At 65.3% G+C, this 26364-nt stretch carries 23 protein-coding genes; 13 read left to right on the forward strand and 10 right to left on the reverse strand.

Going from position 1 to position 26364, the window contains the following annotated elements; all coding sequences use genetic code 11:
- Positions 1-4: 4 nt before the first annotated feature.
- Complete coding sequence (locus KF730_RS09475; protein ID WP_294094227.1) at positions 5-1597, reverse strand: long-chain fatty acid--CoA ligase; 1593 nt, start codon at positions 1595-1597, stop codon at positions 5-7.
- Positions 1598-2105: 508 nt separating this feature from the next.
- Positions 2106-5648: a DNA polymerase III subunit alpha gene (dnaE, locus tag KF730_RS09480; protein ID WP_294094246.1), complete on the reverse strand. Its 3543-nt coding sequence runs from the start codon at positions 5646-5648 to the stop codon at positions 2106-2108.
- A gap of 309 nt (positions 5649-5957) precedes the next feature.
- Between dnaE and KF730_RS09485 the strand changes: the two genes are divergently transcribed.
- The gene (locus tag KF730_RS09485; protein ID WP_294094248.1) at positions 5958-6434 is read left to right on the forward strand and encodes a hypothetical protein; all 477 of its coding nucleotides are present in this window, start codon (positions 5958-5960) and stop codon (positions 6432-6434) included.
- A 1-nt stretch (position 6435) separates the two neighbouring features.
- Positions 6436-6858: a hypothetical protein gene (locus KF730_RS09490; RefSeq protein WP_294094251.1), complete on the forward strand. Its 423-nt coding sequence runs from the start codon at positions 6436-6438 to the stop codon at positions 6856-6858.
- Between the two features lie 220 nt (positions 6859-7078).
- Here the strand turns inward: KF730_RS09490 and KF730_RS09495 are convergent, their stop codons facing one another.
- From KF730_RS09495 to KF730_RS09515, 5 genes are all read right to left on the reverse strand, one after another.
- The gene (locus KF730_RS09495) at positions 7079-7555 is read right to left on the reverse strand and encodes a glutathione peroxidase (protein ID WP_294094253.1); all 477 of its coding nucleotides are present in this window, start codon (positions 7553-7555) and stop codon (positions 7079-7081) included.
- A gap of 87 nt (positions 7556-7642) precedes the next feature.
- A complete protein-coding gene (gene lepB, locus KF730_RS09500) occupies positions 7643-8539 on the reverse strand; it encodes a signal peptidase I (protein ID WP_294094256.1) in 897 nt (298 codons plus the stop codon).
- Positions 8536-9240, reverse strand: coding sequence for an ABC transporter ATP-binding protein (locus KF730_RS09505; protein WP_294094258.1), 705 nt, complete (start codon positions 9238-9240; stop codon positions 8536-8538). Before KF730_RS09505 ends, lepB begins: the two co-directional genes overlap by 4 nt.
- The gene (locus KF730_RS09510; protein ID WP_294094261.1) at positions 9233-10483 is read right to left on the reverse strand and encodes a lipoprotein-releasing ABC transporter permease subunit; all 1251 of its coding nucleotides are present in this window, start codon (positions 10481-10483) and stop codon (positions 9233-9235) included. The genes KF730_RS09505 and KF730_RS09510 overlap by 8 nt, the downstream gene beginning before the upstream one ends.
- Positions 10484-11032: 549 nt before the next feature.
- Positions 11033-13495, reverse strand: coding sequence for a TonB-dependent receptor (locus tag KF730_RS09515; protein ID WP_294094264.1), 2463 nt, complete (start codon positions 13493-13495; stop codon positions 11033-11035).
- A 250-nt stretch (positions 13496-13745) separates the two neighbouring features.
- Between KF730_RS09515 and KF730_RS09520 the strand changes: the two genes are divergently transcribed.
- Entirely contained in the window at positions 13746-14213 is a 468-nt protein-coding gene (locus KF730_RS09520; RefSeq protein ID WP_294094266.1) for an Hsp20 family protein, read from the forward strand.
- Positions 14214-14378: 165 nt separating this feature from the next.
- Positions 14379-14576 carry a hypothetical protein gene (locus tag KF730_RS09525; protein ID WP_294094268.1) on the forward strand — a complete coding sequence of 66 codons (198 nt, stop codon included), beginning with the start codon at positions 14379-14381 and terminating at the stop codon, positions 14574-14576.
- Between the two features lie 133 nt (positions 14577-14709).
- Here the strand turns inward: KF730_RS09525 and KF730_RS09530 are convergent, their stop codons facing one another.
- Both KF730_RS09530 and secG read right to left on the reverse strand, forming a co-directional pair.
- Complete coding sequence (locus KF730_RS09530) at positions 14710-16344, reverse strand: CTP synthase (protein WP_294094270.1); 1635 nt, start codon at positions 16342-16344, stop codon at positions 14710-14712.
- Between the two features lie 106 nt (positions 16345-16450).
- Complete coding sequence (secG, locus tag KF730_RS09535) at positions 16451-16849, reverse strand: preprotein translocase subunit SecG (protein WP_294094272.1); 399 nt, start codon at positions 16847-16849, stop codon at positions 16451-16453.
- A gap of 219 nt (positions 16850-17068) precedes the next feature.
- On the opposite strand from secG, the gene KF730_RS09540 reads away from it, so the two are divergent.
- The 9 genes from KF730_RS09540 to KF730_RS09580 all read left to right on the forward strand — a co-directional run bounded on the left by KF730_RS09540 (position 17069) and on the right by KF730_RS09580 (position 25388).
- Positions 17069-17422: a MarR family transcriptional regulator gene (locus KF730_RS09540; protein ID WP_294095850.1), complete on the forward strand. Its 354-nt coding sequence runs from the start codon at positions 17069-17071 to the stop codon at positions 17420-17422.
- 52 nt (positions 17423-17474) lie between these two features.
- Complete coding sequence (locus KF730_RS09545) at positions 17475-17735, forward strand: SH3 domain-containing protein (RefSeq protein WP_294094276.1); 261 nt, start codon at positions 17475-17477, stop codon at positions 17733-17735.
- Complete coding sequence (gene argC, locus KF730_RS09550) at positions 17732-18658, forward strand: N-acetyl-gamma-glutamyl-phosphate reductase (RefSeq protein ID WP_294094278.1); 927 nt, start codon at positions 17732-17734, stop codon at positions 18656-18658. Before KF730_RS09545 ends, argC begins: the two co-directional genes overlap by 4 nt.
- 114 nt (positions 18659-18772) lie before the next feature.
- Positions 18773-20230: a glucose-6-phosphate dehydrogenase gene (zwf, locus tag KF730_RS09555; RefSeq protein ID WP_294094280.1), complete on the forward strand. Its 1458-nt coding sequence runs from the start codon at positions 18773-18775 to the stop codon at positions 20228-20230.
- Between the two features lie 58 nt (positions 20231-20288).
- Positions 20289-20996: a 6-phosphogluconolactonase gene (gene pgl / locus KF730_RS09560; protein WP_294094282.1), complete on the forward strand. Its 708-nt coding sequence runs from the start codon at positions 20289-20291 to the stop codon at positions 20994-20996.
- Between the two features lie 143 nt (positions 20997-21139).
- The gene (edd, locus tag KF730_RS09565; protein WP_294094285.1) at positions 21140-22963 is read left to right on the forward strand and encodes a phosphogluconate dehydratase; all 1824 of its coding nucleotides are present in this window, start codon (positions 21140-21142) and stop codon (positions 22961-22963) included.
- A 107-nt stretch (positions 22964-23070) separates the two neighbouring features.
- The gene (locus KF730_RS09570; RefSeq protein WP_294094287.1) at positions 23071-24039 is read left to right on the forward strand and encodes a glucokinase; all 969 of its coding nucleotides are present in this window, start codon (positions 23071-23073) and stop codon (positions 24037-24039) included.
- A 14-nt stretch (positions 24040-24053) separates the two neighbouring features.
- The gene (gene eda, locus KF730_RS09575; RefSeq protein ID WP_294095853.1) at positions 24054-24644 is read left to right on the forward strand and encodes a bifunctional 4-hydroxy-2-oxoglutarate aldolase/2-dehydro-3-deoxy-phosphogluconate aldolase; all 591 of its coding nucleotides are present in this window, start codon (positions 24054-24056) and stop codon (positions 24642-24644) included.
- A gap of 276 nt (positions 24645-24920) precedes the next feature.
- On the forward strand, positions 24921-25388 hold the full coding sequence (locus tag KF730_RS09580; RefSeq protein ID WP_294094290.1) for a group III truncated hemoglobin: 468 nt from the start codon (positions 24921-24923) through the stop codon (positions 25386-25388).
- 3 nt (positions 25389-25391) lie between these two features.
- On the opposite strand, the gene mltG is transcribed toward KF730_RS09580, so the two are convergent.
- The gene (gene mltG / locus KF730_RS09585) at positions 25392-26324 is read right to left on the reverse strand and encodes an endolytic transglycosylase MltG (RefSeq protein ID WP_294095855.1); all 933 of its coding nucleotides are present in this window, start codon (positions 26322-26324) and stop codon (positions 25392-25394) included.
- Positions 26325-26364 lie beyond the last annotated feature (40 nt).

A 26364-nucleotide genomic window follows, 5' to 3' on the forward strand; every position in this document is an offset into this window, starting at 1 on the left:
CCGGTCAGGCAGCCGCCAGCTTGAAATCCTTGTACTGCTCACGGATCGCGGTCTTGAGCAGCTTGCCGGTCGCGGTGTGCGGCAGTTCATCGACGAAGTGGATCTCGTCGGGCAGCCACCATTTGGCGACATGGCTGGCAAGATGCGCCTGGATGTCCTCGGCGGTCACGCCGCTGCCAGGGCGGCGCACGACCAGCAGGATCGGGCGCTCGTCCCATTTGGGGTGATAGACGCCGATCGCCGCCGCTTCATGGACACCGGCGCAGCCGACCGCCGCGTTCTCCAGATCGACCGAGCTGATCCATTCGCCACCCGACTTGATCACGTCCTTGGCGCGGTCGGTGATCTGCATCACCCCGTCCGGGTGGATCACCGAAACGTCGCCGGTATCGAACCAGCCATCGGCGTCGACCGCGTCTTCTTCGGCCTTGAAATAGCGCTTGAGTACCCACGGCCCGCGCACCTGCAGCCGGCCCGAGCTCTTGCCGTCGCGCGGCTGCACGCGGCCCTCGTCATCGACGACGCGTAGCTCGATGCCGAACGGGGTGCTGCCCTGCTTGCTGATCAGGTCAAGCTTCTCGTCATGGTTCATCTCGTCCCAGTTGACCGGCGGCGTGCCCGCCGTGCCGATCGGCGAGGTCTCGGTCATGCCCCACAGATGCTTGACCTCGACGCCCATGCCCATGATCCGCTCGATCATCGCCCGCGGCGCGGCCGAGCCGCCGATGGTGACCTGCTGAAGGAAGCGCGGCGCCTCGCCGGTCTCGTCCATATGCTTGAACATCGCCAGCCACACGGTCGGCACGCCCGCCGAATGGGTGACCTGCTCCTTGTTCATCAGCTCGCAGATCGTCGCGGCGTCGTTGGTCGCCGAATAGACGAACTTGCACCCCGCCAGCGCCCCGGCGAACGGCAAGCCCCAGGCGGCGGCGTGGAACATCGGCACGATCGGCAACACCACCGAACGGCGCGACATGTTGAACACCCAGGGCGCGACCTCGGCCATGGCGTGGATCATCGTCGAGCGATGCTCGTACAGCACACCCTTGGGATTGCCGGTGGTGCCGCTGGTGTAGCAGATCATGCACGGCTCGCGCTCGGAACCCTCGTGCCAGCTATAGTTGCCGTCCTCCTGCGCGAGCAAAGCCTCGAAGCCATCGGGTCCGGTGCTGTCGAACACGACATAATGCTCGATGGTCTTCCAGTGCGGCTTCAACCGGTCGATGATCGGCTGGAACGCCTTGTCGTAGAACAGCACCCGGTCTTCGGCGTGGTTGGCGATGTAGATGAGTTGCTCGTCGAACAGGCGCGGATTGATGGTGTGGATCACCCCGCCCATCCCGATCGCGCCATACCAGGCGACGATGTGCGGGCTGTGGTTCATGCCGAGCGTGGCGATGCGGTCACCAGGCTTCATCCCCAACCGCTCCAGCGCCTGTGCCAGCTTCCTGGCATCGCGCGCCACTCCGGCCCAGGTCGTGCGGCTCTCGCTGCCATCGGCCCAGCGCGTGACCAGCTCGCGAGACCAGTGCTCGCGCGCGGCATGATCAAGCAAACGCGGCACCCGAAGCTCGAAATCCTGCATCCCACCCAGCATCAAAACTCTCCATACCGATTTTTCGAGAACGTAACCTTGGAGTTAGGGGCGTGTCGAGAGGGCGCGCGAAGCCGCGCGGTCAGCGGCGAATGTTGATGAAGTTTAGTGTTTTTCGGGCGATTCAACATTCGCCCTCTCGTGAAGCGCGCGGAAGGCGACAACTTCGCGCCACCGGCGCGACACTCGCGCGACACCGCGCGACACTGACGCGACGTCCACGCACCATTCACGCGACACCGACGCTACATGGAGGCGCCAACGAGGCGACGGAAATGCGGCGATGCCAAGGGGATGTGAATGCGGCTTTGGTTTCATCGCTCAGGATAGAACAGGCCAAATCCTACATTTGAAGCGATTTCTGCGGAAGCGTTGAACGCCTGATCCGTTGCGGGACTGAGCAGTCAGATTCCACGATACCGTATCAAGCAAAACCCGCTCCCTTGACGGAAGAGGGAGGGCTCGCCGCCGAAGGCGGTGGGAGGATGAGGGGGATCTCTCCCCAAACTGTTCAGGCCACCGCCGCCAGCTGCTCGCGGTCGGCGGTCTTGAGCGCCGCCCAGCTGATACCCTGAAGGTTCTCGATCTTCTGGGCGAGTTCGCCGTCGAGGCGGAAGTCGCGGCCGAGGATCAGTTCCGCCTCCCCTTCCGCGATCGGCGCGCGGACGAAGATCTGGCCGCGCCCGCCGCGCTGATCGCCGACGATGCCGGCGAGGATCGGCAGCACCCGGGCGTCGTCGACCCGGACCTCGAGCACCATCTGCGCATTGTTGGCGAGGCTCTCGAAGGGCTGGACGCGGCGGACGGTGACGCGCGGAGTATCCTCCCCCGGGCGCTTGTCGAGCTCGACGGTCAGGATCGCGCAGCCGCCGGCACGCGCGGCTTCCTCCATGTCCTTCGAAGCCAGCTCGTCGAAGCAGGTGGTCGGCATCTGGCCGCTGGTGTCGCTGATCGTCGCCATCAGATAGCGGTTGCCGCGTGCCGAGGTGCGCCAACGGGCGTCCTCGATCAGCGCCGCGACGGTGGCGCCGATCCGCGCGCCTTCGGGAATCGGGATTTCGCCGAGCGACATCAGTGGCCGCGCGCCATGCAGCCTGGCGAGATGCTCGTAGCGATCGAGCGGATGCGCTTCGAAATAATAGCCGAACGCGTCCTTCTCGGCGCTGGTCCTGTCGGCCATCGACCAGTGCGCGCTCTTGGGCAGCGCGATCGCCCCGCCGCCGGCTTCGCTCTCGCCGAACAGGCCACCCTGTCCGCTGGTCCGGCTTTCATGCGTGCGCTGGCAGACCGCGAGAATCGTCTCGGCCGCGGCGAACACTCCGGCACGATTGGCCTCGACGCTGTCGAATGCCCCCGCCCCGGCCAGCGTCTCGACCTGACGCTTGTTGAGGATGCGCGGATCGACCCGCCTGGCGAAATCGTCGAGCGACCTGAAGCGCCCCTTCGCCTCGCGCTCTTCGACGAGCTGCTCCATCGCCTTCTCGCCGACGCCCTTCAGCGCGCCCAGCGCGTAGCGGACGGCATAGCCCTCCTGCGTCTTCTCGACCGAGAAATCGGCCATGCTGGCGTTGATGTCAGGCGGCAGGCATTCGACCCCCAGCCGCCGCATATCGTCGGCGAAGATCGCCAGCTTGTCGGTCTGATGGATGTCATAGGCCATCGATGCGGCGAAGAATTCGTGCGGGTAATGCGCCTTGAGCCACGCGGTATGATAGGCGAGCAGCGCATAGGCGGCGGCGTGCGACTTGTTGAAGCCGTACCCCGCGAACTTGTCGATCAAGTCGAACAGCTCGTTGGCCTTGGCGGCCGGGATCTGGTTGTGCTCCGCGCAGCCCTTGACGAAGGTCTCGCGCTGGGCGTCCATCTCCGCCTTGATCTTCTTGCCCATCGCGCGGCGCAGCATGTCGGCGCCGCCCAGGCTGTAGCCGGCCAGCACCTGCGCCGCCTGCATCACCTGCTCCTGATAGACGAAGATCCCATAGGTCTCGTTCAGGATCGGCTCGAGCAGGGCGTGTGGATAGACGATCTCCTCGCGACCGCCCTTGCGGTGTCCGAAGCTGGGGATGTTGTCCATCGGACCCGGGCGATAGAGCGAGACGAGCGCGATGATGTCGCCGAAATTGGTCGGGCGAACCGCCGTCAGGGTGCGCCGCATCCCCTCCGATTCGAGCTGGAACACGCCGACCGTGTCGCCGCGCTGGAGCAGCTCATAGACTTCGGGATCGTCCCAGCCGAGCGTGTCGAGCTCGACCTCGATGCCGCGGTCGCTAAGCAACTCCACCGCGCGCTTGAGCACCGACAGCGTCTTGAGCCCGAGAAAGTCGAACTTCACCAGCCCGGCCGCCTCGACATATTTCATGTCGAACTGGGTGACCGGCATGTCCGAACGCGGATCGCGATACAGCGGCACCAGCTCGGCGAGCGGACGGTCGCCGATGACGACGCCGGCGGCGTGGGTCGATGAATGGCGCGGCAGGCCCTCCAGCCGCATCGACAGGTCGATCAGATGCCGCACATCGGCATGCTGCTTATACTCGCTGTGAAATTCGCTGACGCCGTTGAGGGTCCGCTCCAGCGTCCACGGGTCGGTCGGGTGGTTGGGGATCTGCTTGGCGAGGCGATCGACCTGGCCGTAGCTCATCTGGAGCACGCGCCCGACATCCTTGAGCACCGCGCGCGCCTTCATCGTCCCGAAGGTGATGATCTGCGCCACGGTGTCGCGACCATATTTCTGCTGGACGTAGCGGATCACCTCGCCGCGCCGGGTTTCGCAGAAGTCGATGTCGAAATCGGGCATCGACACGCGTTCGGGATTGAGGAAGCGTTCGAACAGCAGGCCCAATTTGAGCGGATCGAGATCGGTGATCGTCAGCACCCATGCCACCACCGAGCCCGCGCCCGAACCGCGGCCCGGCCCGACCGGGATGTCGCGCGATTTCGCCCATTGGATGAAATCGGCGACGATCAGGAAATAGCCGGGGAAGCCCATCTGGATGATGACGTCGAGCTCGAATTCGAGCCGGTCTCGATAGGGCTTGGTCCAGTCTTCCGTACCTCGTCCCACGTCGGCTTCGTTCCCCTGCGAAAGCAGGAGAACGGGCGCTGGCTTACCTTCAACCTCCGCGATCTTTTCCAGGCGCTTCTGCAAACCGTCGCGCGCCAGTTCGCGCAGCATCGCCGCCTCGCCTTCGCGGTCGCCGGCGAGGCTGGGCAGGATCGGCTTGCGCCGTGGCGCGGCATAGGCGCAGCGCTGCGCCACCACCATCGTGTTCGCCAGCGCCTCGGGCAGATCGGCGAACAGCGACTTCATCTCGTTTGCCGGCTTCATCCACGCGTCGGGCGAGGAGCGCGGGCGATCGTCGCTGGCGATGTACGACGAATTGGCGATGCACAGCATCGCGTCATGCGCCTCGTGGAACCCCTCGTCGGCGAAGCTGCTCGGGTTGGTCGCTACCAGCGGCAGATCGCGGGCATAGGCATATTCGAGCAGCTTGGGCTCGGCGCGGCCTTCGACCTCGTCGAGGCGGCGGGTGATCTCGATATAGAGCCGGCCGGGGAACAGGGTCTGGAGCGACCCGGCATAGGCTTCGGCGGCCGAATCCTGCTGCTCGGCATAGAGCCGCGCCAGCGCGCCCTCGGCGCCCGCAGTCAGGCACAGCAGTCCGTCGGTCCGCCCTTGCAGCGATTCGAAGGTGACATGCGCGTCCTCCTCGATCGGACGGTCGAGATGCGCCATCGAGACGAGGTTGCAGAGATTCTCATAGCCCGTCTGGTCCTGCGCATAGAGCGCCAGCCAGTCGATCGGCGCCGCGACGCCATCGGGCACATCGGGGCGCTTGACCGCGAGCAGCGTGCCGATGATCGGCTGGACGCCCGCCTTCATGCACGCTTCGGAAAAAGGCATCGCCGCATAAAGGCCGTTGCGATCGACCAGCGCCACCGCCGGAAAGCCCAGCTCGCGCGCGCGCTTGGCGATCGCCTTGGGCTCGATCGCACCCTCGAGCATGGTGAAACAGGAAAAAACCCGAAGCGGTACGAATCCCGAGTGCGGCATGCCGGCAAGCTAGGTCGTGCCACCCGCAAAGGCCAGCGTACCGGCCGCATTCATCCACAAGTTTCGGAAAAACCCTTGCGATTCCGCGCATTATTCAGGGCCAGCCCTTAGCGCAGAGTCTCGGAACGGATGCGCCCTGAATGGAATCCCGCCCCGATCCGCAGCACAACATGGTTAATTCGTTTCGTCGATAAAACGGAACGGTTCATCGAAGGGCCAGAATTCGGCGCTAATATGGCGTGAATAAGGCAGCCACGATGCGGAAGCATTTCAACGGGTTAGCCTTGGAGAAACCGAGTCGAGGCCAGTATGTGTAGTTTTTTTCTGGGCAGCGAGATTTGCGAGGTGAGCGCGGACGGCAGCATCGCCATCCCCGCCTTCCTGGGCGAAGCCATCGCCAGCGACACCGCCGAGATCCTGATCGCCAAGCATGAGGCGGATGCCTGCCTGATCGGCTATGGCCGCGATCATCTGATCCGCCTCGCCGAGCGCAACGAGCGCCGCCGGCTGGACGGCGAAGCGCGCGGCGAGGATGCCCGCGCCCATTATCACCGGATGCGGCGCAGCTTCGCGCTGACCGACCGGATGCCGCACGACGACAAGCGGCTCACCCTGTCCGCGGCGATGCGCCATCTCGGCAAGATCGGCCGCCACGCCTTGTTCGTCGGCACCGGCGACAGTTTCGAAATCTGGAATCCCGAGATCGCAGTTCAATGCGACGACGAACAATTCCGCGCCCTGGCAGCCTTTCGTCTCGAGGCTCTGGGCTCTGAGGGAGCGCACTGAGATGAGCATGTTCTGTACGATCGCCGGCCACACCGCCGGCACCATCCATCATCATAATCAGGGCCTGGATTTCGCGATCTGCCACCGCTGTGGCTGCGATATGATCCGCGCCGAAGACAGTGACTGGACCGAAGTGCCCAAGGGCTTCCGCGTTGTCTGGCGGGAGTTCGGGCGGGCGGGGGACGCCGCTTCGGTCGCGGCGCGGATGCAGCGCATGGCGCCGCCGCGCCGCAGGGATCCTCGCGGTGCCCGGCCCAAGCCACGCCGCGATCCGCGCGGCAAGCCGCTCAAGGGCGCCGCCAGCATGGTCAGCGCTCTCGCCGGGCTGCGGACGCTGATCGAAGGCGACGACAATGCCGACGGGCCGGCGATGGAGAAGAACGGCCAGTATGTGATCTGCCTGCCGCACGCCGGAAACCGGTAGCGGGCGACGGTTTAGGGGGCGGTGCTAGGGTGCGTCTTGCCACGCACACTGTCCCCAAGCGCGGTGGTGGGGCGCCCTCCTCCCGCCCCACCACTTGCGCGAAAATGATCCGCCACGGGCACTTCGTTCCCCTGCGAAAGCAGGGGTCCATGGCCGCAAGCGAGGATGTTCGTGGCTCTGGCCTCCCGCTTTCGCAGGAGAACGGACAACAAGCAGATCGCTACAGCAGCTTCTCGATATCCGCCTCGATCGCCTCGGGCTTTGTCGTCGGGGCGTAGCGCTCGACGGCCCTGCCCGCGCGATCGACCAGGAACTTGGTGAAGTTCCACTTGATCCCCTTGGATCCCAGCAGCCCCGGCGCTTCGGCCTTGAGATGCTCGAACAAGGGCGCCGCGTTCGGCCCGTTGACCTCGATCTTGGGAAAGACCGGGAAGGTCACGTCATAGGTGAGCGAGCAGAAGCTCGCGATTTCCGCCGCGTCGCCCGGCTCCTGCGCGCCGAACTGGTTGCACGGGAAGGCCAGCACCGCGAAGCCGCGATCCTTATACTTCCGGTACAGCGCCTCCAGCCCCTCATATTGCGGCGTGAACCCGCATTTGGAGGCGGTGTTGACGATCAGCAGCACCTGGCCCGCATAGGCCGAGAGATCGGCCTCACCGGTCTTGGTGTCGACGGGGATTTCGGTGATCCTGGTCATACGGTGCCTCCATCATATCTAGCCATCAGCATATCGAGAATTCGCCGCAGTGACGGACGGAAAGCGTCGGCGCTTCGGTCCAGACACTCATTTCGCGCGCACCGTCTGTGCTTGCACATCTTCGATGGCGCGAGGCCATTTGGCGGAGTTCCTGGACCAGTACATGAATTGCACAGTGCCGATCACGTCGCGCAATGGCACCATTCCCGCTCCAAAAGAATCCCGTGAGAAGCGACTGTCCGCTGCGTTGTCGCGATTGTCACCGAGCAGGAACAGATGTTCGGCCGGGATACGGACGGCCGGGAAGTTATCGCCGCTGCCAATGCCCGTGTCGAGTATCGTATGCGGCGCCGGCTCGCCGGGAAATTGCTCGGTCCGCCGCTGGCCCGCTCCCAACTGGACAATGGGCAGGTCGTTTATGCTTACCACGCCGTCCTTCAGCGCGACCGTGTCGCCTGGCAAGCCCGCGACCCGCGCAACCCGCGCGACCCCACTCAGATCATAGGCAATTACCGCTCCGCGCCCGGGTTTACGATCTCGCGTGCCGACCATGATCCGATCACCCTTGTCCAACAGCGGGGCCATGCTCTCGCTGGGCAAATAGTAAGGATGGAAATAGTCGGTCGGCGTGGGAGAGATCGCGCCGATTACGACCGCCGCCAGCAAAATCCCGATTATGATCGGCCAGCGCGAAAGGCCGGTCGGCGGCGTTCGCTCTCGGCTCCGGATAAGCGTCAGAACAACAGCCGTCAGCATCGCGGAAACAGAGACGGCCAAGGCAATCGCTATCCCAACGAACAGCGCGATATCAAACCGGGGCGCGAATGCCGTCCAAACAGTCAAGCCGGCGATCGCGGCAAATGCCACCCCAATCACCGCCAGCCCCGTCCGCTTCGCGCCGATGCGAAGCAAGCCGAGCCCCGGCACTATCAGATTGAGCAGCGCGAGACCGAGCCTCGCGACCCAGCCCCGCCTCTCGCTCACTCCAGCACGCCGTCGTGCAGCCGCACCACCCGGTCCATCCGCTCCGCCAGCCGCTCGTTATGCGTGGCGATCAACGCCGCCGAGCCTTCGCCACGGACGAGGTTGAGGAATTCGGCGAAGACCTTGTCGGCGGTCGCTTCGTCGAGATTGCCGGTGGGTTCGTCGGCAAGCACCAAGGCCGGCCGGTTGGCCAGCGCGCGGGCGACCGCGACGCGCTGCTGCTCGCCGCCGGACAACTGGCTCGGCCGGTGGGTGAAGCGCTGGCCGAGACCGAGCGTGGCGAGCAGGTGCTCGGCTCGGCGATCGGCATCGGCACGCGTGGCGCCATGGATCATCTGCGGCAGCACGACATTCTCGAGCGCGTTGAAATCGGGCAGCAAATGGTGGAACTGGTAGATGAAGCCGAGGCTGTTCCGCCGCACTTCGGTGCGCCCGACATTGTCGAGCAGCGCCGCTTCCTTGCCGGCGATCGTGATCGAGCCCTGGAAGCCGCCTTCGAGCAGCCCGACCGCCTGAAGCAATGTCGATTTGCCCGAGCCCGAGGGGCCGAGCAGCGCGACGATCTCGCCCGGGCGGACATCGAGATCGACGCCGCGCAGGACATGGATGGTGGTCTCGCCCTGGGTGAAGCTGCGCTTCAGCCCGCGGGTTTGCAGGACAGGCCCGGCGGCGGCCACGGCGCGTTCGTCAAGCTCACTCATAGCGCAGCACCTGCACCGGATCGGTGTTCGAAGCCTTCCACGCCGGATAGAGGGTGGCGAGGAAGCAGAACAGCAGCGCCATCACGCAGATGCCGATGGTTTCGACGGGGTCGGTCCGCGCCGGCAGCTCGGTCAGGAACCGCATCGTCGGATCCCAGATCTGCTGCCCGGTCACCAGGCCGATGAACTTGGTGACCTGTGCCCGGAACGTGATGATCAGGAAACCGAGCAGCCCGCCAGCGACCACGCCCACCGCGCCGATCGTCGTGCCGACGGTGACGAAGATCCGCATCAGGCCGCTGCGCGTCGCGCCCATCGTCCTGAGCACGGCGATATCGCGGGTCTTGGCGCGGACCAGCATGATCAGCGACGAGACGATATTGAACGCCGCCACCACCAGGATGATCGACAGAACCGTGAAAGACACGATCCTGTCCACCGCCAGCGCCTCGAACAGCTCGCGGTTCATCATCCGCCAGTCGCTGATCTGCCCCCGCTGCCCGACCTTGTCGGCCAGCGGCGCGAGGATCGTGCCGACCTTGTCGGGATTGTTGGTGTCGATCTCGACCATCGACACGCCGTCGCCGAGCAGCAGCAGGGTCTGGGCGTCGGGGATCGGCATGATCACGAAGATCTTGTCGAAATCATAGATGCCGACCTCGAAGATCGCCGCGACCTTATAGGGCACGACCCGCATATTGGTGCCGAACGGCGTCGCCACGCCCTGCGGATTGATGATCGAAATCTCGCTGCCGATCGTCGCGCCCAGCGATTCGGCGAGGCGGCTGCCGATCGCGATCGTCTCGCTGCCATTCTGGAGGCTGTTGAGCGAGCCCAGCACTTCCTTGCCCTTGAGCGCTGGATTGGTGCGGATGTCCTCCACCCGCATGCCGCGGATCTGCGCGAACTCGACGCGGCCATTATAGCTGGCGAAGAGCGGCTGCTCGATCAGCGGCGTCGCATCGGTCACCCCCGGCAGCGCCTTGGCCTCCGCCACGATCTGCTGCCAGTCGCGCAGCTGGCCGCCATAGCCCTGCACCACCGCATGGCCGTTGAGACCGGTGATCTTGTCGAACAGCTCGGCGCGGAAGCCGTTCATCACGCTCATCACCACGATCAGCGCGGCCACGCCGAGCATGACGGCGACGAGGCTGAAACCGGCAACCACCGCGATGAACGCCTCGCTGCGCCCGGGCAGCAGATAGCGTTTGGCGATCATCCGCTCATAGCGCGAAATCAGCATGGGTTTTCCGAAAGACGCTGGGTCATCGCCCGTGGCTCTAGGGCAGGTTCGCTCCCGCTGGCAATGCGGCACGGCGCGCCTTGGGCCAATTCCCATCGTGCATAGGGCTGTTGCGGAATCGACACAGGGTGATCCCAAAGTGTCGCAGGCCCCGCCAAAGCCGGTGACAAACCCGGGATCGGCCCCTAGCAACACGCTTGTCGAAACGCAGGCAGCAATGGCCGTGGTTCGGGGAGGGCTTAGTCCCGCTCGTTGGCAAGAACGGGCGCGTGGGCGAGGCCTGACAAAGGGGGCTGACGCGCAATCGTCACGCAGGCGGCCGGGCTGGAAACAGTCCGGCCGTTTCGCGTTTCAATCCTCCCCGGTACCGGGGAGCGCGTGACGGAGGGGCTCTCCACAAGCGAATCCTTTGCGGCACGCCCCTCACCATGCTGCGCATGGTCTCCCTCCCCGTGCCGGGGAGGATAAAAAAAGGAGGAGGAGCATGCGTGCGCGCCCCTCCTCCCCTCCCGCGCCGCCCGGCCATGGCACGGCGCAAGCTCGTGTCCGTCAAAACGCCTTGCTGATCGTCAGCCCATAGGTTCGCGGATCGCCCGGATTGCCCGCGATCAGGCCGGTATTGCCCGGCGTCGTCGCCAGCAGATCGAAATACTTCGCATCCAGCGCGTTGCGGACCCAGCCGAAGATGTTGAAATCACCGGTGCGGAAGCCGATCCGGGCATTGGCCAGGGTGTAGCCATCGATGTCGGTGTAGATCGACCGCGAGGCGTTCGACGAGAATTTCGAGCGCGTGCTGGCGTCGGCGCCGATATAGAATTCGCCATCGAGATCGAAGACCTTTGCGGGCAGGCTATATTCGCCGCCATACGAGAAGGCCCAGTTGGAGATGCCGGGCAGCCACTGCCCCGAGATATCGCAGACTACCGGGCTGAGCTGGCCGGGCACCCCCGGCGTGCCGCCGGCGCTGCCGACCGGCGCGGCGGTGCCGCCGGAAAGCTCGGGCGGGCACGGCGCGTTGACGAACTTGACGTATTCGTGATCGGTATAGGCACCGTTGACATAGAGGCTGAGGTTGCGCGTGGGCCGCAGCGAGAAATCGGCCTCGATGCCGCGCACCCGGACCTCGCCCGCATTCGCCAGATAGCCGCGCAGCGTCGAGGTGGAACCGTTGTTCACGACCGCCTGATAATCCTTGATGCTGGTCCAATAGCCGGTGAGGTTGAGCGTCGCCTTGCGGTCCCAGAACTGGGTCTTGGCGCCGATCTCGAAGTGATCGACCTTTTCGGGCGCGACCTGGGCCAGATTGGTCTGGACCACGCCGTTGACGACGGGAACGCCGTTGAGGTTGAGCCCGCCCGATTTGAAGGTGTGGGCATAGGTCGCGTAGAGCAGCACGTCGCGTGACGGCTTGTACGACGCGGTCAGATCATAGGAGACGTTCCAGGCGCGATAAGCCTCGCCCGTGAACGCCTGAGGCTGGATCGCCTCGCGCTGCGCCGCCTGCCGCGCGGTGCCGCCGCTATAGGGCACGAGCACCCCGGCTGAATCGCGGACGACGCTGACATAGCTGCCGACCTTGTCGTCATAATTGACGCGCACGCCCGGCGAGAGGGTGAACCTGTCGCCCAGCTTCCAGTTGAACTTGGCGAACAGCGCCCCGCTGAAATTCTTGAGGCGGATGTCGTTTTCGGCGGTCAGCCCGTCCAACACGCTCGGATCGTTGGACAGCGCATTGCTCGGGGAGAGCAGCCAGCGGCTCGCCGCCGGGCCCTGCCGCTGCGAACCGGTGGTGTGGATGTCCTGATAGAAGCCGAAGGCGCCGATCACATAATCGAAGCCATTGCCTTCACCGGCATAGCGGAATTCCTGGGTGAACTGGTCCTGCCGCGTCGGATTCTGCGAGAGCGTGGTGATCGGCAGGCCGGTGAAGTCGCGGTCATTCTTCGGCCCCCAGTCCCAGAAGCGCCACGCCGAGACCGAAGTCAGCGTGCCCGAGCCGAGATCGAGTTCGCCGCGCAGCGAGACGCCGCCCAGCACATTGCGCGCGCTAAGCTCGGCATCGACATCGGTGAGCCGGTCGAAGGGATCGGTGCTGGGCACGGCATAGTTGAAGGCCGCCGTCAGCGCCGGATATTGCCGGTTGGCGGCGCGCTGGGTCGGGCCGTAGCGCACATAGATCTGGGCGCAGCATTCGGGATTCTGACGGTTATAGTCACCCGAGAGCGTCAGCTTGAGATTGTCGGCGGCGTTCCACAGGATCGCGCCGCGCAGGCCGATATTGTCCTGGGCGTTGACATAATTGCCGGTCGCGACGTTGTAGATCGTGCCGCGGCGGCTGGTCGAGGAGATGCCCAGGCGCACCGCGACGCTGTCGCTGAGCGGGCCCGAGACCGACGCCTTGGCCTGCTTGAATTCGAGATTGCCGATGCTGAGTTCGGCCCGGCCCTCGAAATGGAAGCTCGGCGCCTTGCTGGTGATGTTGATCGCGCCGGCAACGGTGTTTTTGCCATAGAGCGTGCCCTGCGGCCCGCGCAGCGTCTCCACTTGCTGAACGTCGAGGAAGTCGAGCGTGGCGACCGCGACGCGGCTGAAATAGACCTGGTCGATATAGACGCCGACACCCTGATCGATGCCGTCATTGGTAAGCCCGAGGGGCGCACCGATGCCGCGGATGTTGACCGATGAATTGCGCGGATTGGACGAATAGAATTGCAGCGTCGGCTGCAATTGCTGGAGGCGCTGGACGTTGAAGCTGCCGGTGCTGTCGAGCTCCTTCACCCCCACCACCGAGATCGGGATCGGCACGTTCTGCACCTGCTCTTCGCGGCGCCGCGCGGTGACGACGATGTCCGACGCGACCGAGCTGCGCTGAACATCCTCGGGGGTGCGGTCCGCGTCACCGGGCGTCGGCGGAGGCGCCTGTTCCACCGGCTGGGCGGTGACGATCTGGGCGTGCGCGGCGATGGGCGAGATGCCGGCGAGCAGTGTCAAGGTGAGCTTGGCAAGGCGCATGAAGGTGTCCCTCTTTTGTGGCGCGCTTAATCTCCACTCAATTGATATGATTTAGCCACAAAGCGAATCTATCTAAAGCCGTAAACTGGCTTTGCCGGGCGCGTTTGCGCCTCGCTTCGCCGCTCTTGAAACCGCGAAACCCCCTACCCATTTTTCAGATATCGCGGCGCCGGATGGGCCGCGAACCGTGGCGCGGCGGCATGGCCGGGCGCCGCTTTTACATGTTCAACTCGCTCAATGGAGGCTTTGAATGCGTCAGTTCGATTTTACCCCCTTCCGCCGCTCGACGATCGGCTTCGACCGCCTCTTCGATCTTCTCGAAGCCAGTGCGCGCCAGTCGGCTAGCGAAAACTATCCCCCGTTCAATCTCGAGCGCATCGCCGAGGATCGCTACCGGATCACGCTGGCCGTCGCCGGCTTCAAGTCCGATGAGATCGACATCACCGCCCAGCAGAACCTGCTGCTCGTCGCCGGCAAAAAGGCCGGCGAGAACGAGAACCATCAGGGCGATTATCTCCACCTCGGCATCGCCACCCGCAGCTTCGAGCGGCGCTTCGAACTGGCCGATTTCGTCCGTGTCGAGCGCGCCGATCTGTCGGATGGCCTGCTGGTGATCGAGCTGGTCCGCGAGATCCCCGAGGCAATGAAACCCAAGAAGATCGCAGTGAACGGCGTCGGCGAGCCCGCGTCGATCACGCACCAGGCCGATGCGGCCTGACTTGAGACAAGGCTAGCGGCATCTTCCTCCCTTTGGGTGCCGCGGCGGGGGGCGTTCGGGCCGTGGTCCGGGCGCCCTTTGCGCTATGCATCTTTTTACGGAATGGGCCGGAACTCTTGATCTGCATCAACGTTACTGCCGCACGGAGCGGGTGGTTAAGGCTTGATGCACAAGAATTTCGAAGAAGCGGAAGGCGGGCTACCGCTGGACGAAGCGGAGAAGCTTCGGGTGAAGGCCGCGCAATGCCGGCGGCTGGCGGTCGGCATTGCCGACTATCAAACCGCGAACGCGCTCAAGGCGCTGGCCGACGAATATGAGCGCGACGCGGGCGCCACCACCGCGCGCCAGACATCCACCGTTTAAATCCTGGGCTAAAACATGCCCTGTGCAGGATTTCGCCTGCTTCGCTGACGCGATCGGCACCGCCATCCGCTTTTTGAAATCACTAGCCCGGAGACCCCATGGTCAGTGCGACCATTGGGACCATTCGCGCCGATCAGACCAGGCGCGACTGGCGCACCGCCGCTTCGATGAAGCTCGCGAACAGCGGATGCGGATCGAACGGCTTCGATTTCAGTTCCGGGTGGAACTGCACGCCGACGAACCACGGATGATCGGGCCGCTCGACGATTTCGGGCAATGAGCCGTCAGGCGACATGCCCGAAAAGACCAGCCCGCCCTGTTCCAGGATCGGCTTGTAATGCGTGTTGACCTCGTAACGGTGACGGTGCCGTTCGCTGATATCTTCCGAGCCATAGATAGACGCAACGACGCTGTTACCACCAAGCCTGGCCGGATAGGCGCCCAGCCGCATCGTTCCGCCCATATCGCCACCGGCCTCGCGCTTCTGCAGCCCCTCGGCGGTCATCCATTCGGTGATCATGCCGACCACCGGCTCTTCGGTGTCGCCGAACTCGGTGGTCGAGGCGTTGGCGATGCCCTCGGCGCGGACACCCTCGATGCACGCCATCTGCATGCCGAGGCAGATGCCGAAGAACGGCACCTTGCGCTGCCGCGCGAAGCGGACGCCGGCGATCTTGCCCTCGCTCCCGCGCTCGCCAAAGCCGCCGGGGACGAGGATGCCGTGCATCGGCTCCAGCGCCGCGGTGATCTCGTCCACATCGTCATGCTCGAACAACTCGGCGTCGAGCCAGCGGATATTGACCTTCACCCGGTTGGCGATGCCGCCATGGGTCAGCGCCTCGGTCAGTGACTTATACGCGTCCGGCACACCCATATATTTGCCGACCACGCCGATCGTGACCTCGCCCTCGGGGTTAAGGACGCGATCGACGATCTCCTCCCAGCGGCCGAGATCGGGCGCGCCTTCCGGCTCGATCCCGAACGCGCGTAGCACTTCGGTATCGAGCCCTTCGCGGTGATATTGCAGCGGCACGCCGTAGATCGTGTCCGCGTCGAGCGCGGGAATCACGGCCGACGCCGGCACGTTGCAGAACAGCGCGATCTTAGCGCGGTCGCTCGCCGGCAAGGCACGCTCGCTGCGGCAGACGATGACATCGGCATGGACGCCGAGCGATGCCAGTTCGCGCACGCTGTGCTGGGTCGGCTTGGTCTTCAGTTCGCCCGCCGCCGCGATGTAGGGCACGAGCGTCAGATGGACGCTGCAGGTCTGGCCGCGGCCGAGGTCGTTGCGGAGCTGGCGAATCGCTTCGATGAACGGCAGCGATTCGATGTCGCCGACCGTGCCGCCGACTTCGCACAGCACGAAATCGAGCCCATCGGTATCGTCCTGCGCGAACGCCTTGATCGCGTCGGTGACGTGCGGGATCACCTGGACGGTGGCGCCCAGATAATCGCCGCGCCGCTCGCGCTCGATGATCGTCTTGTAGATTCGGCCCGAGGTGACGTTGTCGCTCTGGCGCGAAGCAACGCCGGTAAAGCGCTCATAATGGCCGAGATCGAGATCGGTCTCCGCGCCATCGTCGGTCACATACACCTCGCCATGCTGGTGCGGTGACATCGTGCCGGGATCGACGTTCAGATAGGGATCGAACTTGCGGATGCGGCACTTGTAACCGCGCGCCTGCAGGAGCGCCGCGAGGCTCGCACCCATGAGACCTTTGCCGAGCGAGGAGACCACGCCGCCGGTGATGAAGATATACCGCGCCATGGGAGAAAACGCCTAACGTGTTTATGCGGGCGCCGACAAGCGTCCGACTCCGGACCGGCGCAGAAAAAGTTGATCCTCCCGCGCCCGGCGCGGGAGATCGAGCGGATCAGTTGGCGAGCGGAACCGACGAATTGCCCGCAGCCGCCGGAGCTGGCGACGTCGTGGCCGGTGCCGCGCTGTTGCCGCCCAGCGGCACGACCGGGACCGGCGCCGTGGCCGGCGAAGTGACCGGTGCCGTCGCGGCGGGCATCCGCTGCAGCGAGGTATCGATCGCGGTCGAGTGGCGATTCGCGGCATAGACGGCGAGGCCGATGCTCATCACGATGAAGAGCGTCGCCAGGATCGCGGTCGAGCGCGTCAGGAAGTCGGCGGCGCCGCGCGCAGACATCAGGCCCGAGGGGCTGCCACCCGAAGTGAACCCGCCGCCTTCCGACTTCTGCATGAGGATCACGGTGACCATAAGGGCCGCGACGATGGCGTGGAGGACGAGCAGGAAGGTGAACATTTGAAGCCGGACCTGTTGGAAGAAAGGCGGCACATAGGGGAGGCATCCCGCGCGATCAACCTTTGTGCTGTTGCCTGGAGCACGCGCCGCCGCCCGCTTCGCTGCCTAACACCGGCATAACATTTCGCGATCGCACTGAAACCGGAATGCGCCAAACGCGTTTAAGTCCCGACCTCGAGAGTGACGGGGCCGCAACAATAGAGTGAAGTCGTGAACGCTATGCCAGATAGCTCGCTGTATTCATGGAAGAATACGCTGATCGATTATGTGCGTTCGGGCGAGCCCGACCTCACCAATCGCCAGATGGCGTTGTTGATGCTGGTATATCTTGATGCGGGCCCCCATACGGTACGCGGCCTGGCGCGGGCGTTGAACGTGTCCAAGCCGGTCGTCACACGCGCCTTGAACAGACTGGGTTCCCTCGGCTATCTGCGCCGGCAACGCGACGATACGGACAAGAGAAACATATTCGTCGCCAAGACCGCTGAAGGGGCAGATTTTCTTGCAGAATTCGGGCATTTCCTCTCAGGCGACCACATCGCCGAGCCCGTCGCCCGCAGGGCTAACGCGTAAGCGCTTCGCGCTTACCGGAACGTCCGCCGCGATAGATCCGCGCGTCGATGCGGTGCGCCCCGATCTGGCGGATGTGCGCCTCGCCGATCGTGTCTTCGCTCCCCATTATGCCGCACCGATGCCGCGCGAGATCGCCGCAACGGTAACGCTGAGGGCCGGACCCGCCGCCGATTCGGAAGCACTGGCCGAATTGCATTCCGGCGACGTCTTCGAAGTCCTCGAACTCGCCGGCACCAATGCCTGGGGCGTGGCGCGGGCCAAAGGGCTTGTCGGCTATATCCATGCCAGCGCACTGGCGGCGCCGGCCAAGTGACCAGGGTTTTCATCGATGGCGCGGTCGGCACCACCGGCCTGGAGATTCGCGAACGGCTTGCCGGGCGGAGCGAGATCGAACTGATCCTGCTCGATGACAAGGCGCGCAAGAACGCCAGGAAGCGCAAGGAAGCGCTCAACGCGGCCGATTTCGTCATTCTCTGCCTGCCCGACGACGCGGCGCGCGAAGCGGTCGAGATGATCGGCAACACCACGACTCGCGTGATCGACGCGTCGAGCGCGCACCGCGTCGCCGATGGCTGGACCTATGGCTTCCCCGAGCTGGAGCCGGGCCATATGGCCGCGATCGCCGAAGCGCAGCGCGTCTCGAATCCCGGCTGCTATCCCACCGGCTTCCTCGCGCTGGTCCGTCCGCTGGTCCGCGCCGGGCTGATCCCGGTCGATTACCCGCTGAGCGTCAACGCCACCTCGGGCTATTCGGGCGGCGGAAAATCGATGATCGCCGAGTTCGAAGGGGGTGACGCGCCCACCGCGTTCCGCGCCTATGGCCTCACCCTTGCGCACAAGCATGTGCCGGAGATGCAGAAGCACGCCCGCATCGTGCACCCGCCGATCTTCCAGCCCGCGGTCGCCAATGTCTATCGCGGCATGGTCGTCGAGGTGCCGCTGCCCCTCCACGCCTTCACGCGCCGGCCTTCGCTCGAGGCAATCGAGAACGCGTTGCGGGATGCGTACAAGGATTCGCCGCTGGTCCGCGTGCTCGACGCCGACGCTTCCGCCGTGACCATCGAGGAGGACGCCGGCACCGACCGGCTGTCGCTGCGCGTGTTCGGCAATGCCGATGCCGGCCAGGCCCGGCTGATCGCGACGCTCGACAATCTCGGCAAGGGCGCGGCGGGCGCGGCGGTGCAGAACCTCAACATCATGGCCGGGTTCGATCCGGTGGCGGGGCTGGTCCTCTAGCCCGCGCCCATGCGCCGCGGCCTGATATCTCAGCTATCGGCGCGGAAACGGCTGCGCCCTTGATCTTTACCGCGCATTGGTGTCTCCCGCACCCGAAACGACGAGAGGCATTTCATGCGACAGCCCGTGGGCAAATTGTTGTTGTTCGGCGCGACCGGCGACCTTTCCCAGCGGATGCTGCTTCCCTCGCTTTATGGCCTGCACGCCGATGGCCTGCTGCCCGAAGGGCTCACCATCACCGGCACCGCGCGCTCGGACAAGGATGATGCCGGCTTCCGCGAATTCGCCCGCGCCGCACTCGATGAGTTCCTTTCCGCCGATCGCAAGAATGACAGCGCTGTCGCCGGTTTCCTCGCTCGCCTATACTATCAGCCGCTCGATGCATCGAACACCGTGGGCTTCGCGGCACTCAAGGACAAGGTCGGCGATATCTCGGGCGGGCTGGCGATTTTCCTGTCGACCGCGCCGTGGCTGTTCGGTCCGACGATCAAGGGTCTCGAAGCGGCGGGGCTGACCGGCGCCAACGTCCGCATCGGGCTGGAAAAGCCGCTCGGCTTCGATCTCCAGTCGAGCCGCGAGGTCAACGATATCGTGGCGGAGGCCTTCCCCGAGGACCGCACGTTCCGGATCGACCATTATCTCGGCAAGGAGACGGTCCAGAACATCCTCGCCTTGCGCTTCGGCAATTCACTGTTCGAGCCGGTGTGGAACGCGCAGGGCATCGATCACGTCCAGATCACCGTCTCCGAGACCGTGGGCCTGGAGGGCCGCGCCGAATATTATGACGGCGTCGGCGCGCTCCGCGACATGGTCCAGAACCATATGCTTCAGCTCGTCGCGCTGATCGCGATGGAGCCCCCTGCCCGCTTCGACGGCACCGCGATCCGCGACGAGAAAGTCAAGGTGCTGCGCTCGCTGCGCCCGATCAGGGACGCCGAAGTGACCAGCCTCACGGTTACCGGCCAATATGGCGACGGCGCTTCGAAGGGCGAGATCGTCAAGGGCTATGACGCCGAGCTGGGCAAGCAATCGGATACCGAGACCTTCGTCGCGATCAAGGCGCATGTCGACAATTGGCGCTGGCACGGCGTTCCCTTCTACCTGCGCACCGGCAAGCGACTGGCCGAGCGGCGCAGCGAGATCGTCATCCAGTTCAAGCCGGTGCCGCATTCGATCTTCGCCGAGCGTGGCGCGCAGCTCCAGTCGAACACGTTGGTGATCCGCCTCCAGCCCGAGGAATATGTGCGGCTGCTGGTCATGGCCAAGCAGCCGGGGCTGGACCGCGACGGCGTGCGCCTGCGCGAAGTGCCGCTCAATCTCAGCCTCGAGCATGAGTTCGCCGGCACGCGCCGCCGCATCGCCTATGAACGGCTGCTGCTCGACCTGGTCGAAGGCGACCCGACGCTGTTCGTCCGCCGTGACGAGGTCGAGGCGCAATGGGAGTGGATCGACGCGATCCGTCGTGGCTGGGATACGGCGGGCGTCAAGCCGAAGCCCTATGCCTCGGGCAGCTGGGGCCCTACCGCGAGCGTGGCGCTCACCGAGCGCGACGGCGTGACGTGGCACGAATAAGTGTTTTCTTCCCTGCTCCCGCGAAAGCGGGAGAGGGAGATGAACGAATGGAGCAGTGATGACGACCGAGATCGAATGGTGGGACTATGAAGACACTGGCGAATGGGCGGATGCCGTCGCCGGCGACATCGGCTTCATCATCGAAAGCGCGATCGACGCGCGCGGCGCCGCGGTCATTGCGCTCGCCGGCGGCAAGACGCCGCTGCCAATCTATGAGAAGCTCGCCCAGGCCAAGATCGACTGGAAGCGCGTGACCATCGTTCCCGGCGACGACCGCCTCGTCCCACTCGGCGATCCGCTGTCGAACGTCACCGCGATTGGCAAGATCTTCATTCCGAAGGGCGCGCGGGTGATCCCGCTGATCAGCTCGACCGTCAGCGACTACAAGGCCGCCGGACGCGCCGCGGACGCGATCCTGCAGGATCATCACTGGCCGCTCGATCTGTGCCTGCTCGGCATCGGCGCGGACGGACACGCCGCGTCGATCTTCCCCGGCCCGGACTATGACGAGGCGCTCAACGGCCCCAAGGAGCGCCGCGCGCTGGGCGTGATGCCCGATCCGCTGCCGCCCGAGGCGCCGGTCGCGCGCGTGACGCTGAGCCGCGCCGCCATCGTCTCGGCCCGCTCGCTGATCATCGCCATCCGCGGCGACGAGAAGAAGGAAGTGCTGGAAGCCGCCGTCGAGCAGGGCGCGTCGTCCTCCTATCCGGTCGGCCGCATCCTCGCCGATGTCGAGCTGCCCGTGGACGTGCACTGGGCGGCCTGATGACCCTTTTTCCCTTCTTCGGTTCCCCGGCGAAGGCCGGGGCCCAGTTGGGAAACAAGAAGTTGGTTGGCGCTATGCTTCGTTACAGCGACCTCTCCAACTGGGCCCCAGCCTTCGCCGGGGAACTCTAAGAGATTGATGCGATGACTAACCTCCACCCCGAAATCGCGGCCGTCACCGACCGGATCATCGAGCGGTCGCGCCCCAAGCGCGCCGCCTATCTCGACCTGATCCGGCGCGAGCGCGATTCCGGAGCGGACCGGCCCAAACTCGGCTGCGCCAACCTCGCCCATGCCTATGCCGGCACCGACGAGCAGCGCGACCTGCTGACGCCGGCCAACCGCATGAATATCGGCATCGTCACCAGCTACAACGACATGCTTTCGGCGCACGCCGTCTATTACCGCTATCCCGAGCAGATGAAGGTCTGGGCGATCGAGGCCGGCGCCACCGCGCAGGTCGCGGGCGGCGTGCCGGCGATGTGCGACGGCGTGACGCAGGGCTATTCGGGCATGGAGCTGTCGCTGTTCAGTCGCGACACGATCGCGCTCGGCACCGGCATCGCCCTCAGCCACCGCACCTTCGAAGGCGCGGCGTTGCTCGGTATCTGCGACAAGATCGTGCCCGGCCTGCTGATCGGCGCGCTGCGTTTCGGGCATCTGCCGATGGTGCTGATCCCGGGCGGGCCGATGCGGACCGGCATTCCCAACAAGGAAAAGGCCGCGGTCCGCGAAGCCTATGCCGAGGGCAAGGCGACCCGCGAGGAACTGCTCGCCTCGGAGATCGCCGCCTATCACTCGAAGGGCACCTGCACCTTTTACGGCACCGCGAATTCGAACCAGATGATGATGGAGGCGATGGGCCTGCACGTGCCGGGCGCGGCCTTCGCCAATCCGGGAACGAGGCTGCGCCAGGAACTGACCCGCGCCGCCGTCCACCGCCTCGCCGAGATCGGCTGGGCGGGCGAGGATTACCGGCCGATCGGCCATATCGTCGACGAGCGCGCCATCGTGAACGCGGCGATCGCGCTGCTCGCCACCGGCGGATCGACCAACCACCTGATCCACCTGCCCGCCATCGCCCGCTCGGCCGGCATCGCCATCGACTGGGAGGATTTCGATCGCCTCTCGCGCGTCATCCCGCTGCTCACCCGCGTCTATCCCAATGGTTCGGCGGACGTGAACGCCTTCGAGGATGCCGGCGGTCCACCGTTCGTGATCCGCGAGCTGCTGAAAGCAGGGTTGATGCATGACGACGTGCTGACCTTCGCCGCGGACGGCATGGCCGCCTATGGCCGCAAGCCGCGGATCGAGGACGACAAGCTCGTCTGGAACGATTCGCCGGCAATTAGCAGCGACGACAGCATCGTCCGCACCGCTGACGCGCCTTTCTCACCCGAAGGCGGCTTTCGCATCCTCACCGGCAATCTCGGCCGCGCCTGCATCAAGGTCAGCGCCGTCGAGCGCGACCGCTGGACCATCGAAGCGCCGTGCCGGGTCTTCTCGGATCAGCAATCGGTGCAGGACGCGTTCAAGACCGGCGAGCTCGACCGCGACGTGGTCGTCGTCGTCCGCTTCCAGGGACCCCGCGCCAACGGCATGCCCGAACTGCACAAGCTGACGCCTCCGCTCGGCGTGCTCCAGAATCGCGGCTTTCGCGTTGCCCTGGTCACCGACGGGAGAATGTCTGGCGCATCGGGCAAGGTGCCGGCGGCGATCCATCTCTCGCCCGAATCGCTCGGCGGCGGACCGATCGGCAAGTTGCGCGACGGCGACAGGGTGCGACTCTGCGCCGAAGAAGGCGTTCTGCAAGCGCTGGTCGATCCGGCCGAGTGGGAAAAGCGCGAGCAAAGCGAGGCTCCACCACCCGCCGAGGGCACGGGACGCGAGCTGTTCGCAATGCTGCGAAACCACTGCGACGAGGCCGAATTGGGCGCCTCGGCGATGCTCGCACAAGCGGGTTTGTAATCATCGGCTGAAAAAATCGGATAGCCTCGCTCTTTACATGCGCCGCTTCTACGGGAAGAAGGCTGGCAACGTTGACAGGCGACGCAAGGGGAGGACGGAAAACCGCAATGGAAGTCGTCGCGGTCGATATCGGGGGCACGCATGCGCGCTTCGCCATCGCGGAGGTGGCGGATGGTCGCGTGGTCGCGATGGACGAGCCGGTCACCCAGAAGGTCGCCGAGCATCCCAGCCTGCAACTGGCGTGGCAGGCGTTCGGCGAATCGGTAGACCGTCCGCTGCCCCGCGCCGCGGCGATCGCGGTCGCCTCGCCGATCAATGGCGATCTGATCAAGCTCACCAACAATCCCTGGATCATCCGCCCGGCGCTGATTCCCGAGCGGCTGAACGCGCCGACCTGGACCCTGGTCAACGATTTCGCCGCGATCGGCCATGCCGTCGCGCAGCTTGGCCCCGATTCCTTCCTGCATCTGTGCGGGCCCGATGAGGCCCTTCCCGAACGGGGCTCGATCACCGTCTGCGGCCCCGGCACCGGGCTTGGCGTCGCGCAGGTGTTCCGCCACCGCGCCGGCTACGACATCATCGCCACCGAGGGCGGCCACACCGATTTCGCGCCGCTCGACGCGATCGAGGACGCGCTGGTGAAGCGGTTGCGCCGGACCTATACGCGCGTCTCCACCGAGCGCGTCGTCGCCGGTCCCGGTATCGTCGCGATCCACGAGACGCTGGCCGAGATCGAGGGCAAGCCGGTCCACCGGCTCGACGACAAGGCGCTTTGGGCACTGGCGCTGGAGGGCAAGGACGAGCTCGCGGTCGCCGCGCTCGACCGGTTCTGCATGAGCCTCGGCGCGGTCGCGGGCGATCTCGCGCTGGCGCACGGCCCCAGCGGCGTGGTGATTGCCGGCGGTCTGGGCTTGCGTTTGAAGGACCATCTGCTGCAATCGGGCTTCGGCCAGCGGTTCGTCGCCAAGGGCCGGTTCCAGGGTCTGATGAGCGGCATTCCGGTGAAGCTCATCACGCATCCCCAGCCGGGCCTGTACGGTGCCGCTGCCGCATTCGCGCAGGAGCACGCCCTTTGAATATCGAAGCCATCATGGCGGAAGCGCCGGTGATCCCGGTGCTGGTGATTGACGACGCCGCCACCGCCCGCCCGCTTGCCGAGGCGCTGGTAAAGGGCGGCCTGCGCGTGCTGGAAGTGACGCTGCGCACCGAAGCGGCGATCGAGGCGATCGCCGAGATGAAGAAGGTCGAGGGCGCGATCGTCGGAGCCGGGACGGTGGTCAATACCGACCAGTTCGAGCAGGTGATGAAGGCCGATGTCGAGTTCATCGTCTCGCCGGGCCTGACCGACCGGCTCGGCGATGCGATCACCCGCAGTGGCGTGCCCTATCTGCCCGGCGTCGCCAATGCCGGCGACATCATGCGCGGGCTCGACCTGGGGCTCAGGCACTTCAAGTTCTTCCCGGCGGAGACCTCGGGCGGATTGAAAGCCCTCAAGGCGCTGGCCGCGCCCTTCTACCAGTGCAAATTCTGCCCCACCGGCGGGATCAGCGCCGCAACCGCACCCGAATGGCTGGCATTCGAGCCGATCCTGTGCGTCGGCGGCAGTTGGGTCACGCCCAAGGGCGCGAGCATGGCCGAGATCGAACGGCTCGCACGCGATGCGGCGGGACTGCCACGCTGAAATTCCAGCGCGAATGGTCCCAATGGTCGCACTGACCATGGGTTTTCGACGAGCATATCGAGCGGACGTGGAAGCCTGTCGGTCGCGACATGACGATGTCAAAGAGCAAGGCCGGCGACGGCCGGCCTCCAGCAGCACCAGCCAAGCAGGTGATATCCTACACCGCAAGACAAGATCGCACCGGCCGGCGCTGGCGCATCGATGCTGGGACCAAATGTCCCATTTCCGTGGTCAAGCAACCGCGCTAGCCATGGGCTTCGATCACAGGACATGGCAATGCAGAAGACCGGCACTCCCTCGCCCCATGCCAGCGCGATGCGCGAAGAGAAACGTCGCCTGGCCGCCGAGATGGGGATCGACGACCATTTCGTCTCGGAGCTGGTCGATCGCTTCTACGAGCGCATCCGGGCCGACGCGGTGCTCGGACCGATCTTCGCGGAGCGCATTGCCGATTGGGGGCCGCATCTCGATCAGATGAAGCGCTTCTGGCGCTCGATCCTGTTCAGCAGCGGCGAATATCTCGGCCGGCCGATGCCCGTGCATCTGGCCATTCCGGGTCTCGACAAGCCTTTATTCGGGCGGTGGCTGGACCTGTTCGCCGAAACGCTGGCCGAGATCGGCGGCGGAGATGCGGCGGAGCACGTCCACGAACGCGCCCGAATGATCGCCAACAGCTTCCTCAACGGCATCGCCATCCACCATCACGGAAAGCTGGGCTTGCAGCCGGGCGAGGGTTTCGCCTGACGCCTACATCTCGCCGCGCGATCGCCGCAGCGCATACCATTTCTGCACATTGGCGTTGTGCTGTTCGAGCGTGTCGGCGAACACATGGCCGCCGGTTCCGTCGGCGACGAAATACAGCGCCGAGGATTCCGCCGGATCGAGCACCGCGTCGATGCTCGCGCGCCCGGGATTGGCGATCGGCCCCGCCGGCAGGCCGGTCATCGTGTAAGTATTGTACTGGTTCACCGCGCGCAGTTCCGACTGGAGGATGCGGCGGCCGAGCGCCTTGCCCTTGGTGATCGGATAGATGATCGTCGGATCGGCCTGGAGCATCATGTTCTGCCGCAGGCGGTTCGAATAGACCGCGGCGACCGTGCGGCGCTCCTCGGCCTTGCCGGTTTCCTTCTCGACGATCGAGGCCAGGGTCAGCGCTTCGAGCGGCGTCTTGACCACGGCGCCCGGCTTGCGCGCTTCCCATGCCTTGGCAAGGTAATTGACCATCGCCTTCTGCATCCGGTCGAGGACGCTCTGGCGGGTGTCGCCGCGATTATAGGCATAGCTGTCTGGCAGGATCGTGCCTTCGATCGGCACCTCGATCTCGCCGGTCAGCTGCGGCGCCTTCATCAGCGTCTCGTAGACGATGATCGACGGCGTGCCCTCCGGGATCGTCACCATCCGCTGCAGGGTCCGCCCGCCCTGGAGCATCTTGAGAACATCGGCCTGGCTCAACCGCGCCGGAATCCGGTATTCACCCGCCTTGATCGCGTTACCGCCGCCGAAAATCTTGGCGAACAGCACGAACTGCCGCGCCGAACGGATCGCCCCGGCTTTTTCGAGTTCGGTCGCGGCGCGGGACAGGCTCGCGCCTTCGGGCACGACCACGCTGATATTGGTCTTGGCGGGCCCCACGCCGCCCCAGAGCTGGAGCGCATAGAAGCCAGCGCCGAGGACTAGCAGGAATGCGAGCAGCAGCCCGCATCCGCCCAGCCGGCGGCGC

Origin of the sequence: Sphingomonas sp. (assembly GCF_019635515.1) — a bacterium.
Taxonomy (GTDB): domain Bacteria; phylum Pseudomonadota; class Alphaproteobacteria; order Sphingomonadales; family Sphingomonadaceae; genus Sphingomonas.

What these genes read in the sequence shown, in the direction of transcription:
- KF730_RS09495 (WP_294094253.1), bottom strand. Translation starts at nt 7,555, where the DNA reads ATGACCAGGATCACCGAAATCCCCGTCGACACCAAGACCGGTGAGGCC.
- KF730_RS09520 (WP_294094266.1), top strand. Translation starts at nt 13,746, where the DNA reads ATGCGTCAGTTCGATTTTACCCCCTTCCGCCGCTCGACGATCGGCTTC.
- dnaE (WP_294094246.1), bottom strand. Translation starts at nt 5,648, where the DNA reads ATGCCGCACTCGGGATTCGTACCGCTTCGGGTTTTTTCCTGTTTCACC.
- KF730_RS09540 (WP_294095850.1), top strand. Translation starts at nt 17,069, where the DNA reads ATGCCAGATAGCTCGCTGTATTCATGGAAGAATACGCTGATCGATTAT.
- KF730_RS09570 (WP_294094287.1), top strand. Translation starts at nt 23,071, where the DNA reads ATGGAAGTCGTCGCGGTCGATATCGGGGGCACGCATGCGCGCTTCGCC.
- KF730_RS09580 (WP_294094290.1), top strand. Translation starts at nt 24,921, where the DNA reads ATGCAGAAGACCGGCACTCCCTCGCCCCATGCCAGCGCGATGCGCGAA.
- secG (WP_294094272.1), bottom strand. Translation starts at nt 16,849, where the DNA reads ATGTTCACCTTCCTGCTCGTCCTCCACGCCATCGTCGCGGCCCTTATG.
- edd (WP_294094285.1), top strand. Translation starts at nt 21,140, where the DNA reads ATGACTAACCTCCACCCCGAAATCGCGGCCGTCACCGACCGGATCATC.
- KF730_RS09490 (WP_294094251.1), top strand. Translation starts at nt 6,436, where the DNA reads ATGAGCATGTTCTGTACGATCGCCGGCCACACCGCCGGCACCATCCAT.
- KF730_RS09530 (WP_294094270.1), bottom strand. Translation starts at nt 16,344, where the DNA reads ATGGCGCGGTATATCTTCATCACCGGCGGCGTGGTCTCCTCGCTCGGC.
- zwf (WP_294094280.1), top strand. Translation starts at nt 18,773, where the DNA reads ATGCGACAGCCCGTGGGCAAATTGTTGTTGTTCGGCGCGACCGGCGAC.
- pgl (WP_294094282.1), top strand. Translation starts at nt 20,289, where the DNA reads ATGACGACCGAGATCGAATGGTGGGACTATGAAGACACTGGCGAATGG.
- KF730_RS09515 (WP_294094264.1), bottom strand. Translation starts at nt 13,495, where the DNA reads ATGCGCCTTGCCAAGCTCACCTTGACACTGCTCGCCGGCATCTCGCCC.
- KF730_RS09510 (WP_294094261.1), bottom strand. Translation starts at nt 10,483, where the DNA reads ATGCTGATTTCGCGCTATGAGCGGATGATCGCCAAACGCTATCTGCTG.
- eda (WP_294095853.1), top strand. Translation starts at nt 24,054, where the DNA reads ATGGCGGAAGCGCCGGTGATCCCGGTGCTGGTGATTGACGACGCCGCC.
- KF730_RS09505 (WP_294094258.1), bottom strand. Translation starts at nt 9,240, where the DNA reads ATGAGTGAGCTTGACGAACGCGCCGTGGCCGCCGCCGGGCCTGTCCTG.
- KF730_RS09525 (WP_294094268.1), top strand. Translation starts at nt 14,379, where the DNA reads ATGCACAAGAATTTCGAAGAAGCGGAAGGCGGGCTACCGCTGGACGAA.
- KF730_RS09485 (WP_294094248.1), top strand. Translation starts at nt 5,958, where the DNA reads ATGTGTAGTTTTTTTCTGGGCAGCGAGATTTGCGAGGTGAGCGCGGAC.
- KF730_RS09475 (WP_294094227.1), bottom strand. Translation starts at nt 1,597, where the DNA reads ATGCTGGGTGGGATGCAGGATTTCGAGCTTCGGGTGCCGCGTTTGCTT.